Genomic DNA, 16,765 nt, shown 5'->3' with positions numbered 1-16,765 from the left:
TTTAGACTTTCAGCACCAGCTTGCCGAAGTTTTCCCCGCTGAACAGCTTGAGCAGCGTTTCCGGGAAGGTTTCCAGCCCGTCCACAACATCCTCCTTGCTCTTGACCTTGCCACTGGCCAGCCAGCCAGCCATTTCCTGCGCAGCCTTGCCGTACTCCTTGACGTGGTCCATCACCACGAAGCCTTCCATGCGCGCGCGGTTCACCAGCAGCGACAGGTAGTTGGCTGGTCCTTTCACCGCCTCCTTGTTGTTGTACTGGCTGATGGCGCCGCAGATCACCACCCGGGCCTTGAAATTCAGGCGGCTCAACACCGCGTCGAGGATGTCGCCACCGACGTTGTCGAAATACACATCCACGCCTTTGGGGCATTCGCGCTTGAGGCCGGCGAGCACGTCTTCGGCCTTGTAGTCGATGACACCATCGAAGCCCAGTTCATCCTTGAGGTACTGGCATTTCTGCGTGCCGCCGGCGATCCCCACGACGTGGCAGCCCTTGAGCTTGGCAATCTGCCCGGCGATGCTGCCAACCGCGCCGGCAGCGCCGGAAATGACAACGGTTTCGCCGGCCTTGGGCTGGCCGACGTCGAGCAGGGCGAAGTAGGCGGTCATGCCGGTCATGCCCAGCGCAGACAAATAGCGGGGCAGGGGTGCCAGGCGCGGGTCGATCTTGTGCAGGCCCTGGGGCGTGCCGGTGAAGTAGTCCTGTACGCCAAGGGCGCCGCTGACATGGTCGCCGGGCTTGTAGTCCGGATGTTTGGAGGCGACGACTTCGCCGACGCCCAGCGCGCGCATCACCTCACCCAGGCCCACCGGCGGGATGTAGGACTTGCCTTCGTTCATCCAGCCACGCATGGCAGGGTCCAGCGACAGGTAGAGGTTGCGCACCTGGATCTGGCCGTCTGTGGGTTCGGCGGCGGGGCCCTGCTGGTAGTCGAAATCTTCGCGGCGCACGGCACCGACGGGGCGTTTGGCGAGCAGGAAGCGGCGGTTGGTCTGGGTCATGGTATCTCTCCCTGTAGATGGCAAAGCCTGTTGATAGACCGTCGAGCCTGGCCAGGCAAGGTTGACCGGGTTGGCGAATGCCCGGTAATCCACCTCGATGATCTGGCCGACAGCGCACAATCACTGCAAACGATGGTAGTCCAACCGTGCTCCTGATGATGCTGCCCAGCCGGGCGGTGCTCTGACTAGACTCGGTCTCTACTCGATCTCTGTGAAACAGGAGCCTGTGATGAGCATGACTTTTTCTGGCCAGGTCGCCCTGGTCACCGGCGGTGCGGCAGGTATCGGCCGAGCCACGGCCCAGGCGTTCGCCGCCGAAGGGCTGAAGGTGGTGGTGGCAGACCTCGACGTGGCCGGTGGCGAGGCAACCGTCGCACTGATTCGCGAAGCCGGTGGTGACGCGCTGTTCGTGACCTGCGATGTGACCCGCGACAGCGATGTGCGCCAGTTGCACGAGACGATCATCGACGTCTATGGCCGCCTGGACTACGCGTACAACAACGCCGGAATCGAGATCGAGAAGGGGCGTCTGGCCGAGGGCAGCGAAGCCGAGTTCGACGCGATCATGGGCGTCAACGTCAAAGGCGTCTGGTTGTGCATGAAATACCAGTTGCCGCTGCTGCTTGCCCAGGGCGGTGGCGCGATCGTCAACACCGCGTCGGTGGCCGGGCTGGGCGCAGCACCCAAGATGAGCATCTATGCTGCGTCCAAGCACGCGGTGATCGGCCTGACCAAGTCGGCGGCCATCGAGTATGCGAAGAAGGGGATTCGGGTCAATGCGGTGTGCCCGGCAGTGATCGACACCGACATGTTCCGCCGCGCCTACGAGGCCGACCCGCGCAAGGCCGAGTTCGCCGCAGCGATGCACCCGGTCGGGCGCATCGGCAAGGTCGAGGAGATCGCCAGCGCGGTGCTTTATCTGTGCAGCGATGGGGCGAAGTTCACCACCGGCCATAGCCTGGTAGTGGATGGTGGTGCGCTCGCGATCTGAGAATGCGCTACCAGCGCGCCTGCAATTTGCCGCTGTGGAAGATGTCGCGCCGTTCCAGTCGGCCGACATCCTGATGCTTGGCAATGGCGTAGATACGGTCGAATAGGTCGCGCTGAACGTTGGTGAAGTAGCGTTTCAAGGCATCTTCCACCAGCGCGTCGTACTCGGTCTCGGTGATAAAACGATAGACCTGGCGGTAATAGAAAAAGCCGATCTGGAACGCTAGCACTTCAGTGAAGTGGTTCGTTGGCGTGACAAAGCAGTTTTCCAGATCGACTGCCTGTGCGGGTTGGTTGCCTTTAACAGGCAGCATCAGGTTTCCAGCCCAAAGATCCATGTGGCTCACGCCGCGGCCATGCAGCGAGTGCAGCAGCTCGAAGGCGGTTTCTATCAGCTCGTTCACTCGCTGAGGCTGTTGCATCACCCAGTTGTACCCATCGATGTGGTCTTCCAGGTGTTCGATCAGCAAATAGAAGTGCTCAGGCAGGCCAAGGGCACCATGGCTGTAGCCGTAGCCCTTCAGCTTGGGGACCCGAGCGCCCCGCAAATTAGCCTCTCGGGTATTGATCAGTTCTTCCAGGCTCCAGTCGAACAGGCCGTTGCGCTTGCGAACGCCACGCTGGATTCGCCATTTCTTGCGCAGTGAATCCAAGCGCTCGCGTTTGACGAACAACCTGCTGTGCAAGCATTCCAATGGCTTGCTGACACGCTTGGCTATGGAAGCTTGGCCAATCACTTGCGCGAGCGCTTCACGCGTGGGTGTCGGAAGTGCTGCCTGAAGGTGCAACGTGGTCCGGCAGTGGTCAAAGGTGTGGGGGAAAAAACGCGAGCGAACCCAATCAAAACGCTTCACAAACATCCTTGTTGGTATCAAAAAGCCATCGTCATATTTTTGTAATGTTACACTTTTTTAATCTTTTTGACATTTCTTCATTTCTCTTGCGCTGACCACTGCAGACATTTAATTCTTTAGCGTCTGGCGACTTGCTCTGCATGTACGCTTGCCAGGGGAGTAGAGGGCTTTCGCAACAGCAACGCAGGCCACTGACAGGGCCATCCCGAACAATACCAGCGCCATGCGCGAGCCGAGGCGATCACTGAGCAGCCCGGTGAAGATCACCGGTAGGCTGAAACCCAGATAGGCGAGCAGGAAGAACCCGGCGCTGGCGCGGGTCTTCTCGTTGCCGGCGAGGGTGTTTACCGCCGCCAGCCCGCCATGGTAGATGAAGCCATAACAGGCGCTGCTGGCGGCCACTGCGCCTGCCAGTACCGCTGCCAGCCTGCCGTTTTCGGCACCCCAGGCCAACAGGGCGTAGCTCAGTGGCAGGATCGCCAGGCCGAGCAGCGTGGCGCGCACGCTTGCCAGGCGCCGAGCCAGCGGCTGGAACAGCAGGCCGCAACTGATTACGCAGAAGGTGGAAAAGCCCGACCACTCGCTCAGCCCGTGCTGGCGCAGTACACCTGGCAGCAGCGCGATGACCAGCCCGGTGCAGGCCCAGGCCAGCAGGATCGCCAGGCCGAAAGGCAGGCTGCCGGGTGGATAGCAGGGCAGGCGCAGCATGGCGCCGTGTTGTGTCGGACGACGGTCAGGCAGGCGCCACACCAGCAATAGGGCGACGGCGGCCAGCAGCAGTTGCAGGTAGAAGCTACCCGGGCTCAGGCTCGGGCCACGCAACAGGAACAGACTGGTCAGTGCCGCACCCAGCCCGAAGCCCAACGAGGTGCTGGCGGTTACCCAGTTGGCAGCCCGGGTACTGTCAGCGCCGCCCAGCAGTTCTCCCATGTAGGCGGTCGCGGTGGTCGTCGCCAAGGCCGTACCGACGCCCATCAGCAGGCGGGTCATGGCGAGGGTTTCGAGGCCGGGTGCGAGCAGGACGAGGGTTGTGGCCAGCATCGACAGTAGCAATGCGGCCATGATCAGGGGGCGGCGGCCGACCCGGTCCGCCAAGCCGCCGAAGGCCAGCAGCACGGGAAGCACACCCAGTACATAGCTGGAGAATGCCAGGGCAGTGGCAGCGGCGCCGTATCCGGACAGGTCGGCGTAGCTGGTGTAGAGCGGTGCCTGCAGATTCACGGCGAGGGTGATCAGGCACAGGGCGAAGGCCAGGCGGGCGGGCATGGAGAGTCCATAGGCAAGAGGGTGGTGCAGCCACATTGGCGTGATCACGATGCAGCGACAAGGCACACATTTACGCGATTTATGCTTAACTGTTCCCTTGAAAACAACAAACACTTCACCATGCACATTCCTCTGGATCGCCTCAGCCGCACACCTCTGGTGCAACAACTTACCGAGCATCTGCAAGCCTGGATCGAGACACAGCGCCTGCGCCCCGGTGCGCGGCTGCCGTCGATTCGCACCTTGGCCAGCACTCTAGACGTCAGCCAATCCTGTGTGATCGACGCTTATGACCGTCTGGTGGCCATTGGCTGGCTCGAGGCGCGCCATGGTGCCGGCTTTTTCGTCGCCGAGCGCAAGCCGGGGGTGGCCCAGGAGGATGCCATGGCCTGGGGCGATGCCATCGATGGCAGTTGGCGGCAGTTCAGCGACGGCCACGATGCCATGCTCAAGCTCGGTTGTGGCTGGCTGCCCACCGCCTGGCATGCGCGTGAGGCCCTGGCCCAGGCTATACGTCTGGTCAGCCGTGGCGACCCCGAAGACCTGTTCCGCTATTGCTCGCCGCTGGGGTTGGCCAGCCTGCGCCAGCAGTTGCACAAGCGCCTGTCGCAGCTGGATATCCCCACCGCTCCTGAACGCATTCTCACCACGCAAGGCGGCAGCCATGGCCTTGACCTGCTGGTGCGGACCCTGCTCAAGCCCGGCGATACGGTGGTGGTCGAAAGCCCCGGCTACTACAACCTGTTCACCCTGCTGCGTCAGCATCAAGTGCACATGCTGCCGTTGCCGCGCACGCCTTCGGGCCCTGATGTGCAGGCGCTCGAGCGGCTGCTGGTCGAGCATCGCCCGCGTTGCCTGTTCGTCAACAGTCTGTACCAGAACCCGACTGGCACCAGCCTCAGCCCCAAGACCGCCTACCGCTTGCTGGAGCTGGCGCGCGAGCATGACCTGCGGATCGTCGAGGATGACATCTACGCAGACTTCCAGGACGGCCCGGCCACGCGGCTGGCGACGCTGGACAGCGAACAACGGGTGATCTACCTGGGCAGCTTTTCCAAGACCCTGAGCAGTGCCCTGCGGGTCGGCTACATCGCCGCCGACGCCGAGCTGATCGGCCAACTGGCGCAGTTGAAGATGGTGACCGGCATCGGGACTTCACGCTTCGTCGAGCAAGTGGTCGGGCAGATGCTAGCCAACGGCAGCTACCGCAAGAGCGTGCAGCGTTTGCGGCTGCGCCTGGCCCAGCACATGGCCAAGTTGCTGGGGCAACTGGAAGCGTTCGGGTGGGAGGTGTTCTGCGAGCCCTATGGCGGCATGTTCGTCTGGGCGCGGGTGCCGGGCCGGGATTTCGCCTGGCTCGATCGCCTGGCGCTGGAGCATTCGGTGCTGCTGACCCCGGGCAGCGCTTTCGATCATCTGGGAGCCGACAGCGACTGGCTGCGCATCAATGTCGCGTACGGGCAGGACATCCGCGCCCAGGCCTTCTTCTCACATGCAGGGCGACCTGCAGATAGCTGAAAACGACAGGGGCATAGCTATTTGACACCATTCTGACGTCAAGCCCTTGTGAGCCGGCCGGCACGGTTGTCACTCTTGGTATTCGGGAACACCTGAATGGGCAAGGGGGAGCGGCGATGGGGGCGACCAAGCGCGGTAGTCTGTCCAATCTGGGCATGGCACGTAAACTCGGCCTGGGCTTCGCCCTGGTGCTGCTGTTGACCCTGGCGGTGGCGGCCATCGGAGTGTACGCCTTGAACAATGTCGGCCAGCGCTTCGATGGGCTGCGGCAGATGGGCGAGGTCAATACCGACCTGCTGCGCCTGCGCCAGCATGAGCAGGCCTTCGCCCTGCGTTCCGACATCAAGGAGGCCGAGGCGCTGCGTGCGGGCTTGCAGACGTTGCTCGAGCGCGTACGTGGCCTGCCGGCACTGGCCGCGAGCGAGGCGGATCTCAATGCCTATGGCCAGGCCTTCGATGCCTTTGTCGAGGCCGTGCAGGCCAAGGAGCTGGCGCTGGATACGGCTGGCTGGTCGGTTTCCAGCGTCGCCAACAATCTCGATGTGCTGCAGGCCGGGCTGGCGGACGATGGCGCCTACACCCTCAAGCAGTCTCAGGGCCAGCAGGGCAGCGAGTTTCTCGATCAGGCCGCGCAGGTGGCCCAGGTCTCGCGCCTGATGCTGCAGGCGATGGACGAGGCGCGGGTGCGTCTGGAGCAGGGGCGCAAGGGCGAAGAGGCGGTGTCCGCCGGGCGCATCGCACAGACGGTCGAGGCGGCGAATCTGGTCGATCAGCTCAAGACCTCCGTCACCGATTCCGGTTACCAGAGCGTGCTGGGTGAAGTGGCCGGGCATATCGCCACCTTCTCCGACAAACTCAACGAATACACCGATGAACTGGCCAAGGAGCAGGGCACCAAGACCCAGTTGCAGGCCAGCGCCGAACAGGTCACCAGCCGGGTTGACCAGGCCTATGCGGCGCAGCAGGAAGCCATGCGCCAGGAGCTGCTGCACAACGCGCTGGCCATCGCCATCGCCACGGCCCTGGCGTTGCTGGTGGGCATCGTTGCCGCCTGGCTGATCACGCGCGCCGTGGTAGGGCCGCTCAAACGGGTGATCGACAGCGCCCAGCGCATCGCGGCCGGCGATCTGGTGGTCGAGGCGCAAGTGGCGGGGCGCGATGAGGTGGGGCAACTCACCCTGGCCATGCAGCAGATGGCCGCGGGGCTGTCAGGTATCGTCAGCGGATTGCAGCAGGGCATCGAACAATTGGCCGGCAACGCCCAGGCGCTGTCGGCGGTGACCGAGCAGACCAACCGCGAGGTGGGCAGCCAGAAGGAGGAGACCGAACAGGTCGCCACCGCGATGCAGCAGATGACCGCGACCGTGCACGATGTGGCGCGCAATGCCGAGGAGGCAGCGCAGGCGGCACAGGATGCCGACGACAAGGTCGAGTCCGGTCAGCAGGTGGTGCGCCAGAGCATGCAGCGCATCGAACAGCTGGCCGAGGCTGCGGAAACCGCCAGCGCCGGCATCGACAGCCTGAGTGCCGAGATCCACACCATCGGCGATGTACTGGAAGTGATCAAGAGCGTCGCCGAGCAGACCAACCTGCTGGCGCTCAACGCGGCGATCGAGGCCGCGCGCGCCGGTGAGCAGGGCCGTGGTTTTGCTGTGGTGGCTGATGAAGTGCGGGCCTTGGCGCGGCGTACCCGGCAGTCGACCGAGGAGATCGAGCGCCTGGTGGCCAGCCTGCGCGGCAATGCCCAGCAGTCGGTGGCGCAGATTCGTGGCAGTACCGAGCTGGTGCGCATGGCCGTGGCCGATGCGCTGCATACCGAAAGCGCCCTGGGCAGCATCGCCTCGGCGGTGTCGCTGATCCAGCAGATGAACCAGCAGATCGCTGCGGCAGCGGAGCAGCAGAGCTCGGTGGCCGAGGAGATCAGCCGCAGTGTCACACAGATTCGCGGCAGTGCGGATCAGGCGGCGTTGGCGATGCAGGACAATGCGCGGTCGAGTGTGGAGCTGGCGCAGTTGGGGGATGAGTTGAAGGGGATGGTGGGGCATTTCCGCTTGGGATGAGGCTGGCCTCTTCGCGGGCAAGTCGCAGCGGCGAACCGCCGCTCCCACAGTTACGGCGCAGCCTTCAATACTGCTGGACCTCTGTAGGAGCGGCGGTTCGCCGCTGCGACTTGCCCGCGAAGAGGTCGGTACAGGCAACCAATAACCTTTACCCCTTGCGCGGACTCAGTATCAGCAAGGTAATCACCCCCGCCACGATCCCCCAGAACGCCGAGCCGATCGAGAACAGCGTCAGCCCCGAGGCCGTCACCATGAAGGTGATCAGCGCCGCCTCACGCTCCCGTGCCTCGCTCATCGCCACGGTCAACCCGTTCATGATCGAGCCGAACAGCGCCAGCGCCGCGATCGACAGCACCAGCTCCTTTGGCAGCGCCGCGAACAGCGCCGCCAAGGTCGCGCCGAACACCCCGGCGATGCCATAGAAGATTCCACACCAGAGCGCCGCGGTATAGCGCTTGGCCGGGTCTTCATGGGCATGCGGGCCGGTGCAGATCGCCGCGCTGATGGCTGCCAGGTTGACCCCGTGCGAACCGAAGGGTGCCAGCAGCAGCGAGGCGAAACCGGTCGCCGAGATCAGCGGCGAGGCCGGCACCTGGTAGCCGTCGGCGCGCAGCACGGCAACGCCGGGCATGTTCTGCGAGGTCATCGCCACCACGAACAGCGGGATGCCGATGCTGATGGTCGCTGCCAACGAGAAGCTCGGCGTGGTCCAGACCGGTTTTGCCACCTCCAGATTGAAGTGGCTGAAGTCCAGCAGCCCCAGCATGCCGGACAGCGTCGTGCCGACCACCAGCGCGGCCAGCACGCAATAGCGCGGCGACAGGCGCTTGACCAGCAGGTAGCTGAAGAACATGCCCAGTACCAGCAGAGTGCGATGCTGGGCGGCGACGAAGATTTCGCTGCCGATCTTGAACAGGATCCCAGCCAGCAAGGCCGACGCCAGCGACGCCGGAATACGCCGCACCAGGCGCTCGAAACTGCCGGTCAAGCCGCAGACCAGCACCAGCACGGCGCAGGTGATGTAAGCGCCGATGGCTTCGCCATAGCTGACACCGCCAAGGCTGGTGATCAGCAACGCTGCGCCCGGCGTCGACCAGGCCACGGTGATCGGGGTGCGGTAGCGCAGTGACAGGCCGATGCTGCACACCGCCATGCCGATCGACAGGGCCCATATCCACGAGGAAATCTGCGCGGTGGTCAACCCGGCGGCCTGGCCAGCCTGGAACATCAGCACAAGGGAGCTGGTATAGCCGGTCAGCATGGCGATGAAACCGGCGACCACCGCCGATGGGGCGCTGTCCGCCAGTGGGCGCAGACGCGTGGAAGTGGCGTCGGTCATGGGGCATTCCTTGTTCATGTAAGCAGTTTTTTCAGATTAACGCGGGCGAATCGGAAGCTTGCCATACAGCAGTCATTGCTTTTAGCCGTACAGTCCCCAACTATTGGGCGCTGACCTGCAACTGCACAGGAGGGGAGGGGCGATGTACAAGGTTTATGGGGATTACCAGTCGGGCAACTGCTACAAGATCAAGTTGATGCTGAATCTTCTGGGGCGCCCATATGAGTGGCACTCGGTGGACATTCTCAAAGGCGAAACCGAGACCCCCGAGTTTCTGGCCAGAAACCCCAATGGCAAGGTACCGGTGCTGGAGCTCGAAGACGGTACTTGCCTGTGGGAATCCAACGCGATCCTCAACTTCCTCGCCGATGGCAGCGAGTTCCTGCCGGCCGAGCCGCGCTTGCGCACCCAGGTGCTGCAATGGCAGTTCTTCGAGCAGTACAGCCATGAGCCTTACATCGCCGTGGCGCGTTTCATCCAGTTCTACCTGGGGTTGCCGGACGAGCGCCTCGAGGAATATCGCAAGTTGCACAAGGGTGGCTACAAGGCCCTCAAGGTGATGGAGCGTCAGTTGCAGATGACGCCGTACCTGGTGGGCGAGCACTATTCGATCGCTGATGTCGCGTTGTATGCCTACACCCACGTGGCGCAGCAGGGTGGGTTCGACCTGGCCGAGTATCCGGGGGTGAGGGCCTGGCTGGAGCGGGTGGCCAGCCATCCGCGGCATGTGCCGATGGTGGATTGATCGGCCTGGCAGCGGCGCAGCCCTTGTGGCGGCCGCTGCAGGCCAGGGTCAGACCGACCCGAAGCGCTTTTCCAGATAGCCGATGATGTCCTTGGATTCATACATCCAGGTCACCTTGCCGTCCTCTTCGATACGCAGGCACGGCACCTTTACCCGGCCGCCGCCTTCCTGCAGCGCCTGGCGGTGTTGCGGGTCGTTCTTCGCATCGCGCAGTGCCACCGGCACGTTGAGGCGGTGCAGGGCACGGCGGGTCTTGACGCAGAACGGGCAGGCGTGGAACTGGTACAGCGCCAGCCCCATGGCTTGTTGCTCGACCTGGACCTGGGCGGCGGCGTCGCGCTTGCGCTTGGCCGGGCGGCTGATCCAGTCGCCGAACACGATGAGCTGGCCGAGGCCGACTCGCAGGGCTTTGACGATCATGGGCAACTCCTGATCTGTGGTGCACAACGGAAAATAAAAAGCCGACCCCGAGGGGTCGGCTTCGCGCAGAGTCCGATCACTTGATCAGGCTGAGGAATTCACTGCGGGTGGCGGCGTTCTCGCGGAACTCGCCAAGCATCACCGAAGTGATCATGCTCGAGTTCTGTTTCTCGACGCCGCGCATCATCATGCACATGTGCTTGGCTTCGATGACCACCGCAACGCCTGCGGCGCCGGTAACCTTCTCCACGGCCTCGGCGATCTGGCGGCTGAGGTTTTCCTGGATCTGCAGGCGACGTGCGTACATGTCGACGATCCGTGCCACCTTGGACAGCCCCAGCACCTTGCCCTTGGGCAGGTAGGCCACATGGGCCTTGCCGATGAACGGCAGCATGTGGTGTTCGCACATCGAATAGAGCTCGATGTCCCGGACCAGCACCATCTCGCTGTTGTCCGAAGTGAACAGCGCACCGTTGGTGACTTCTTCCAGGGTTTGTTCATAACCGCGGCAAAGGTACTTCATGGCCTTTGCGGCCCGCTTGGGCGTGTCGAGCAGGCCCTCACGGGAGACGTCCTCGCCGATCTGGCTGAGGATCTCGGTGTAGTTCTGTTCCAGGGACATGGATCTACCTGTGGGAAAAAACGCAAAAACGAAGGTTACGGCGGCAAACGCGGCGCTGCAAGCGTGATGTCATTCGTCGCGACCGTCGAGCATGGTCCGCTTGAGCATCACGTACAAGGCGCCGGTGCCGCCATGACGGGCCTGGCAAGAGACGAAACCGAGCACCTGCGGGTGCTGGCGCAGCCAGGTGTTGACGTGGCTCTTGATCATCGGGCGCTTGCCGTCGATACGCGCAGCCTTGCCATGGGTGACCCGCACGCAGCGCACTTCCAGCTTGGTGGCTTCGGCGATGAAGTCCCACAGCGTTTCGCGCGCGCGTTCAACGGTCATGCCGTGCAGGTCGAGGCTGCCCTCGAAGGCGATCTGGCCGAGCTTGAGCTTGCGGATCTGGCTTTCCTGCACGCCGTCGCGGCGCCACATCAGCTCGTCTTCGGCGCCAACGTCGATGACGAACTGGTCCGACATGCCATCGACTACCAGCGGCTGGTCGCTGCGCACGGTCGCGGCCTGGCGCAGGCCGGCCAATTGCTTGCGGTCAGCCTTGGGCTTGCCGACTTCGGCGCGGTCGTGCGCGATGGGCTTGACGCCCCGCACCTCGCTGCGGAAGAGGGAAAAGTCGTCGTCTTGCATGTGTGCCTCCACGTGGGCGGCGTATTCTACGCGATCGGCCCCGCGTCGTCAGTACCGCTGCGGTCAACGCTCAATCATGCTTTTTCATCAGGTGCGGCGACAGGTTCAGCTCCCGTCCACGGCGCAGGCGAATGCGGCTGCGCCGCCAGAAGCGCACACCCAGGTACAGCATCAGCAGCCCGACCACAGCGAGGATGGCCGACAAGGGACGGTTGGCGTTGAGTTCGGCCAGGGCCTGGTAGTTGCCCAGCAGCCCGGCGATACCGGCCATGGCCAGGAGAATGCCCAAGGTGGCGAGCAGGGCGGACAGGCCGGCAGCCAGGCGCGCGCCCCAGTTGCCCGGCTCGTGCGGGCGCAGGCGCCTGGCATCGAAACTGCCTTTGAGCTTCATTCCGTGTTCCTCTGTAGGTATCCGGAATCAGACCTGTGCTCGCCCTTCGGGTTCCGCCCGGCTGCCGGGCGGTTGCGCAGTCAGATCAGGCTGGCGGTCGGGGCGACACAGGCAAAGTTGTCGGCCATCACGGCCATCTCGCACTGGTGGATCTGCGCGGCCGGGATGACCGTATCCTTGAGCGCCAGGTCACGGGTGGCCGAGGCGTCTTCCACCAGGGTGCAGCGATAACCATAGTCCTTGGCGCGGCGCACCGTGGTACTGACGCTGGAGTGGCTCATGAAACCGCAGACGATCAGGTCCAGGTGGCCGAGCTCCTGCAGCGTCTCGTGCAGCTTGGTGTTCTTGAAGGCGTTGGGCATGCGCTTCTCGATGACGATTTCATCGCCTTGCGGCTCGAGGCCCGGAATGAATTCGCCGGCCGGCCCCTGTGGGTCGAAGCGGCCACCGACGGTGCCGAGGTGGCGGACATGGATGATCGGGCGGCCGGCCTTGCGGGCAGCCTCGAGCAACTTGGCAATGTTCGCCACGGCCTCGTCCATGCCCGACAGCGCCAGTGGACCGCTCAGGTACTCCTTTTGCGCGTCGATGACGATCAGGCTGGCTTGGCTCAGCCTGGCCGGCGGGTAGTCGCGGCCGGTGAGGCGGAACATCGTGGTTGGAACGGACATCAAGGGCTCCTTGGAAGGGCTTTTATCCCTCTATTCTCCCTTGCCTCGGCGCCAATGTGAATGGTTGACAACGCAGACGGCATGATTACTGGCCTGTGGCTATCCGAACGGGAACCGGTGGAACATTTCAGCCGGGGGACTGTTAGACTTTCGCACAGTCTGAAAAGGAGTACTCCGTGATCACATCCCGCCTGCGCACCCTGCGCGACCACATCCGCTGGGCGGTCAGCCGCTTCCATGAGCACGAGCTGTTCTTCGGCCATGGCGCCGACAACGCCTGGGACGAGGCCCGCCTGCTGGTGCTCGGTGCCGTGCACTTGCCCTGGGAGGTGGCCGACAGCTACCTGGACTGCCAGCTGGAGGATGACGAGCGGGTGCGCCTGCAGCACTTGCTCAAGCGACGCATCGAGGAGCGGGTGCCGACCGCCTACCTGCTGGGCGAGGCGTGGTTCTGTGGCATGTCGTTCATCGTCGACGAACGCGTACTGATACCGCGCTCCCCGATCGGCGAATTGATCGAGAAGCGCTTCGAGCCTTGGCTGGCCAGCGAGCCGGCGCGGATCCTCGACCTGTGCACCGGCTCCGGCTGCATCGGTATCGTTGCCGCCGATGTGTTCCAGGAGGCCGAGGTGGTACTGGCCGACCTGTCCTTCGACGCACTCGAAGTGGCCAATCAGAATATCGAGCGCCACGGCCTCGACCAGCGGGTGTTCACCGTGCAGGGCGATGGTTTCGCCGGGCTGCCTGGGCAGCGTTTCGACCTGATCCTGTCCAATCCGCCTTATGTCGACGCCGAGGATTTCGCCGACATGCCCACCGAATACCACCACGAGCCGGAGCTTGGCCTGGCCTGTGGCAACGACGGTCTGGACCTGGTGCGACGCATGCTTGCCGAAGCCGCTGATCACCTGACCGAGAAGGGCTTGTTGATCGTCGAGGTGGGCAACAGCCAGGTGCATGTCGAAGCACTCTACCCGGAGGTGGACTTCGCCTGGCTGGAGTTCGAGCGCGGTGGCCACGGCGTGTTCATGCTCACGGCGCAACAGTGCCGGGACCACCAGGAGCTGTTTGCTTCGCGAGTATGAGGCTTCGGTCGCGGGGCAGCCCCCCGCGATACGGCGTCAGCGGGTGGCGATCCAGATCAGCAGGCCGGCCTGGAACACCGCAAAGGCCACCAGGCAGGTGATGGTGAAGCGCAGGCCGCTGTCCTCGCGGCGGTACTTGGCCACACGCTCGTCACGCTCGCGCAGTTGCGCTTCCTTCTCCTGCAGTTTCTGCTCGGCCTGCTGCAGCATGGTCGCCGCTTCGAGCATGTCGACGCGCTGCACCTTCTCGCTGCTCCAGAGGCTCTTGAGCTGGCCAACCGGGGTTTCGACGGTTCGGGCCTTGAGCATCTGGCCGTCGGCATATTCCACTTCCAGCCCTACGCTGCGCAGCACATGGTCGCGGCGCAGGCGCGAGTCTTCGTTGAGGGCATCCTTGCTCGGCAGGGCCATGCCCTCGACCTGATAGTGCGACCACTTGCGCTGCAGCCATTGTACGGCCTGGGCCAGCAAGTAACGGCCCAGCCCACGGTTGAGCGGTTCCAGTTGCAGGCCGGCTTCGTCGCCGATGCGCACCACACGGTGTTCATGGTCGACCCGCACGTCGAGGCGGTTCTGCTCCTTGCGTACCTTCTGGCCTGGCAGCAGGATTTCCATGCGCAGCAGGCTGTTGGCCTTGTCGTGGCGCTCGGCGTAGCCGAATTGCACGAAGCGCAGCGGTCGCGCGCCGCTGTTGCGATCGGTGGGCAGCGGCGCCAGGCGCAGCAGCTGAAAGTGTTCAGCGGCCAGGTCGGCCCAGGGCAGCGGTGCGCTCTCTGGGGGTTGTTCTTCGGTCGCCTCGGCGGCGGGTGCATCGGTCATCAGGGCAATCCTCAAGTGCACGGGCCGGGTGATGCCAGGCGCGGGCGCGCAACGGTCGCTGCGCGATAAGGCTCTTTGGCATCACCGCCTCTTGCCATGCGTTATCGGCAGCGCCGGGCAAGACCTGAGGGGTAAAAGTGTCAGGCGGACTGCAAGCGGTGGATGAAGGCGACGATCCGCTCGCCCAGCTCATGGGCCAGGGGCAGGTCAGGATTGCTGTAACTGTCGCGCTGCTCGCTCATCGCCCGCGGGCTGATGCGCAGCATATGGTTCATCCCGTCGATCAGCACCAGTTCCGCGTCCGGCTTGGCGGCTTTCAGGCGCTCGGCGTCGTCGACCTCGACCTGTACGTCATTGCGGCCCTGGACGATCAGCGCCGGCACCTGCAGGCGCGAGAAGGCCGTGGCCGGGTCCTGGCGGAACAGTGAGATCAGGTAGGGCTGCACCGTAGGTCGAAATACCTCGCGCAAGGGCGTGGGCACATCCAGGCTGGTCTGGCCGGCCTGCAGGCGGTCGAGCAGGCTGTTGCCGCGGGCCAGTTGCGCCGCAGACAGGCGCTGGGCCAGTTGTTCACGCAGCACGTCGGCGATGGGGCGGCCGCTGCCGGCCAGGGTGATCACCGCGCTGGCGCCGGCCTCATTGGCGGCGAGGCTGGCGATCAGCGCGCCTTCGCTGTGGCCGATCAGGATCACCGGGCCGAAGCGTGGGTCGGCTTGCAGCTTGTGCGCCCAGGCCACGACATCGGCGACATAGCCTTCGACGCTCAGGTCGCGTTCGTCGGGCGCTGCGGGCTGGCTGGCGGCGACCCCGCGCTTGTCGTAGCGCACGCTGGCGATGTGCTCGTTGGCGAGCAGTTGGGCCAGGCGCTTTAGGTTGTCGATGCGCCCGGATGCCGGGTTGTTGCCATCGCGGTCGGTCGGGCCGGAGCCGGCGATGATCAGCGCCACCGGCGGCGGGGTATCCTGCAGCGGCAGCAGCAGGCTGCCGTGCAGCACGCCATGACCAGTGTCCAGGTCGATGGGATGCTTGAGCACGGTAGGGGCGGCGGCCTGGGCCAGGCTTGCGCAGAACAGCAAGAGCAGGGCGACGATGCGCATCTTCGGATACTGCATGGGGAGATGTTGGGTTGGACCTGGAGCGCGAACGAAGGTTCTCGCGATTTTTTTCGCAAAGCTGCGGCTTTCCGTATACTGGCGGCCTCTTTCAAGTTCAGGCTGATTTTCGCGGAGCGTCCATGTCCGGCAATACCTACGGCAAGCTGTTCACCGTCACCACCGCAGGCGAAAGCCATGGTCCCGCGCTGGTCGCCATCGTCGACGGCTGCCCGCCGGGCCTGGAAATCTCGCTGGCCGACCTGCAGCACGACCTGGATCGTCGCAAGCCCGGTACCAGCCGGCACACCACCCAGCGCCAGGAAGCCGACGAAGTCGAAATCCTCTCCGGGGTGTTCGAAGGTCGCACCACCGGTTGCTCGATCGGTCTGCTGATCCGCAACACCGACCAGAAGTCCAAGGACTACTCGGCGATCAAGGACCTGTTCCGCCCGGCCCACGCCGACTACACCTACCACCACAAGTACGGCATCCGCGATTACCGTGGCGGTGGCCGCAGCTCGGCGCGGGAAACCGCCATGCGCGTGGCCGCCGGTGCCATCGCCAAGAAGTTCCTGGCCACCCAGGGCATTCGCGTGCGCGGCTACATGAGCCAGTTGGGCCCGATCGAAATCCCCTTCAAGACCTGGGACAGCGTCGAGCAGAACGCCTTCTTCAGCCCCGACCCGGACAAGGTCCCTGAGCTTGAGGCGTACATGGACCAACTGCGCCGCGACCAGGATTCTGTCGGCGCGAAAATCACCGTGGTCGCCGAGGGCGTGATGCCGGGCCTGGGCGAGCCGATCTTCGACCGCCTCGACGCCGAACTGGCCCACGCGCTGATGAGCATCAACGCGGTCAAGGGCGTGGAGATCGGCGCAGGGTTCGCCAGCATCGCCCAGCGCGGCAGCGAGCACCGCGACGAGCTCACCCCGGAAGGCTTCCTCAGCAATAACGCCGGCGGCATCCTCGGCGGTATTTCGTCGGGTCAGCCGATCGTTGCCCATCTGGCGCTCAAGCCCACTTCGAGCATTACCGTGCCGGGCCGCTCGATCGACGTCGATGGCAATCCGGTCGACGTCGTCACCAAGGGCCGTCATGACCCGTGCGTGGGCATTCGCGCCACGCCGATCGCCGAGGCGATGATGGCCATCGTGCTGATGGACCACCTGCTGCGCCAGCGTGCGCAGAATGCCGATGTGAAGGTCGACACCCCGGTGCTGGGCCAGCTCTGATTCAGCCAGACCCGGCCTCTTCGCGG

At 64.2% G+C, this 16,765-nt stretch carries 17 protein-coding genes and 1 pseudogene; 7 read left to right on the top strand and 11 right to left on the bottom strand.

Translation table 11 applies throughout. From position 1 onward, the window contains the following. Nucleotide 1 precedes the first annotated feature (1 nt). Nucleotides 2-1,003 carry an NADP-dependent oxidoreductase gene (locus AC2CGW_RS01915; protein WP_186666578.1) on the bottom strand — a complete coding sequence of 334 codons (1,002 nt, stop codon included), beginning with the start codon at nucleotides 1,001-1,003 and terminating at the stop codon, nucleotides 2-4. Nucleotides 1,004-1,232: 229 nt separating this feature from the next. On the opposite strand from AC2CGW_RS01915, the gene AC2CGW_RS01910 reads away from it, so the two are divergent. Continuing rightward, on the top strand, nucleotides 1,233-1,994 hold the full coding sequence (locus AC2CGW_RS01910) for an SDR family oxidoreductase (protein ID WP_484573423.1): 762 nt from the start codon (nucleotides 1,233-1,235) through the stop codon (nucleotides 1,992-1,994). A 7-nt stretch (nucleotides 1,995-2,001) separates the two neighbouring features. On the opposite strand, the gene AC2CGW_RS01905 is transcribed toward AC2CGW_RS01910, so the two are convergent. Then, nucleotides 2,002-2,853 (bottom strand): lipopolysaccharide kinase InaA family protein, encoded by an 852-nt coding sequence (locus tag AC2CGW_RS01905; protein WP_186666576.1) that lies wholly within the window; start codon nucleotides 2,851-2,853, stop codon nucleotides 2,002-2,004. 102 nt (nucleotides 2,854-2,955) lie between these two features. Further along, nucleotides 2,956-4,113 carry an MFS transporter gene (locus tag AC2CGW_RS01900; RefSeq protein WP_484573422.1) on the bottom strand — a complete coding sequence of 386 codons (1,158 nt, stop codon included), beginning with the start codon at nucleotides 4,111-4,113 and terminating at the stop codon, nucleotides 2,956-2,958. Between the two features lie 120 nt (nucleotides 4,114-4,233). On the opposite strand from AC2CGW_RS01900, the gene AC2CGW_RS01895 reads away from it, so the two are divergent. The 3 genes and pseudogenes from AC2CGW_RS01895 to AC2CGW_RS01885 all read left to right on the top strand — a co-directional run bounded on the left by AC2CGW_RS01895 (nucleotide 4,234) and on the right by AC2CGW_RS01885 (nucleotide 7,691). After that, the gene (locus tag AC2CGW_RS01895; RefSeq protein ID WP_186666572.1) at nucleotides 4,234-5,631 is read left to right on the top strand and encodes an aminotransferase-like domain-containing protein; all 1,398 of its coding nucleotides are present in this window, start codon (nucleotides 4,234-4,236) and stop codon (nucleotides 5,629-5,631) included. 116 nt (nucleotides 5,632-5,747) lie between these two features. Then, nucleotides 5,748-6,779: pseudogene (locus AC2CGW_RS01890) on the top strand (methyl-accepting chemotaxis protein); the annotation flags it as partial. Between the two features lie 36 nt (nucleotides 6,780-6,815). Continuing rightward, the gene (locus AC2CGW_RS01885; protein WP_371264443.1) at nucleotides 6,816-7,691 is read left to right on the top strand and encodes a methyl-accepting chemotaxis protein; all 876 of its coding nucleotides are present in this window, start codon (nucleotides 6,816-6,818) and stop codon (nucleotides 7,689-7,691) included. A 148-nt stretch (nucleotides 7,692-7,839) separates the two neighbouring features. Here the strand turns inward: AC2CGW_RS01885 and AC2CGW_RS01880 are convergent, their stop codons facing one another. Then, on the bottom strand, nucleotides 7,840-9,030 hold the full coding sequence (locus tag AC2CGW_RS01880) for a benzoate/H(+) symporter BenE family transporter (protein ID WP_186666568.1): 1,191 nt from the start codon (nucleotides 9,028-9,030) through the stop codon (nucleotides 7,840-7,842). 142 nt (nucleotides 9,031-9,172) lie between these two features. On the opposite strand from AC2CGW_RS01880, the gene AC2CGW_RS01875 reads away from it, so the two are divergent. Then, nucleotides 9,173-9,775 (top strand): glutathione S-transferase family protein, encoded by a 603-nt coding sequence (locus AC2CGW_RS01875; RefSeq protein ID WP_186719063.1) that lies wholly within the window; start codon nucleotides 9,173-9,175, stop codon nucleotides 9,773-9,775. Between the two features lie 48 nt (nucleotides 9,776-9,823). Here AC2CGW_RS01875 and AC2CGW_RS01870 read toward each other — a convergent pair whose 3' ends face one another. From AC2CGW_RS01870 to AC2CGW_RS01850, 5 genes are all read right to left on the bottom strand, one after another. Then, complete coding sequence (locus AC2CGW_RS01870; RefSeq protein ID WP_484573421.1) at nucleotides 9,824-10,195, bottom strand: glutaredoxin family protein; 372 nt, start codon at nucleotides 10,193-10,195, stop codon at nucleotides 9,824-9,826. Between the two features lie 76 nt (nucleotides 10,196-10,271). Beyond that, complete coding sequence (gene folE / locus AC2CGW_RS01865; protein ID WP_054891992.1) at nucleotides 10,272-10,817, bottom strand: GTP cyclohydrolase I FolE; 546 nt, start codon at nucleotides 10,815-10,817, stop codon at nucleotides 10,272-10,274. A gap of 69 nt (nucleotides 10,818-10,886) precedes the next feature. Further along, nucleotides 10,887-11,447: a Smr/MutS family protein gene (locus tag AC2CGW_RS01860; protein WP_054891991.1), complete on the bottom strand. Its 561-nt coding sequence runs from the start codon at nucleotides 11,445-11,447 to the stop codon at nucleotides 10,887-10,889. 70 nt (nucleotides 11,448-11,517) lie between these two features. Continuing rightward, nucleotides 11,518-11,838 carry a hypothetical protein gene (locus AC2CGW_RS01855; RefSeq protein ID WP_186666563.1) on the bottom strand — a complete coding sequence of 107 codons (321 nt, stop codon included), beginning with the start codon at nucleotides 11,836-11,838 and terminating at the stop codon, nucleotides 11,518-11,520. Between the two features lie 80 nt (nucleotides 11,839-11,918). Next, complete coding sequence (locus tag AC2CGW_RS01850; RefSeq protein WP_125931680.1) at nucleotides 11,919-12,509, bottom strand: cysteine hydrolase family protein; 591 nt, start codon at nucleotides 12,507-12,509, stop codon at nucleotides 11,919-11,921. Between the two features lie 176 nt (nucleotides 12,510-12,685). Between AC2CGW_RS01850 and prmB the strand changes: the two genes are divergently transcribed. Beyond that, a complete protein-coding gene (prmB, locus tag AC2CGW_RS01845) occupies nucleotides 12,686-13,594 on the top strand; it encodes a 50S ribosomal protein L3 N(5)-glutamine methyltransferase (RefSeq protein WP_065862117.1) in 909 nt (302 codons plus the stop codon). Nucleotides 13,595-13,630: 36 nt separating this feature from the next. Here the strand turns inward: prmB and AC2CGW_RS01840 are convergent, their stop codons facing one another. After that, nucleotides 13,631-14,413 carry a hypothetical protein gene (locus tag AC2CGW_RS01840; RefSeq protein WP_186666562.1) on the bottom strand — a complete coding sequence of 261 codons (783 nt, stop codon included), beginning with the start codon at nucleotides 14,411-14,413 and terminating at the stop codon, nucleotides 13,631-13,633. Between the two features lie 140 nt (nucleotides 14,414-14,553). After that, nucleotides 14,554-15,525 carry an alpha/beta hydrolase gene (locus AC2CGW_RS01835; RefSeq protein WP_484573420.1) on the bottom strand — a complete coding sequence of 324 codons (972 nt, stop codon included), beginning with the start codon at nucleotides 15,523-15,525 and terminating at the stop codon, nucleotides 14,554-14,556. 122 nt (nucleotides 15,526-15,647) lie between these two features. Here AC2CGW_RS01835 and aroC point away from each other — a divergent pair, with 122 nt between their 5' ends. Continuing rightward, the gene (gene aroC, locus AC2CGW_RS01830) at nucleotides 15,648-16,739 is read left to right on the top strand and encodes a chorismate synthase (protein WP_288376179.1); all 1,092 of its coding nucleotides are present in this window, start codon (nucleotides 15,648-15,650) and stop codon (nucleotides 16,737-16,739) included. The last annotated feature ends 26 nt before the right edge of the window (nucleotides 16,740-16,765 follow it).

The sequence above is a fragment of the Pseudomonas sp. SYWMCR5 genome (assembly GCF_057197165.1).
This window is presented reverse-complemented; position numbering and strand designations above follow the sequence as displayed.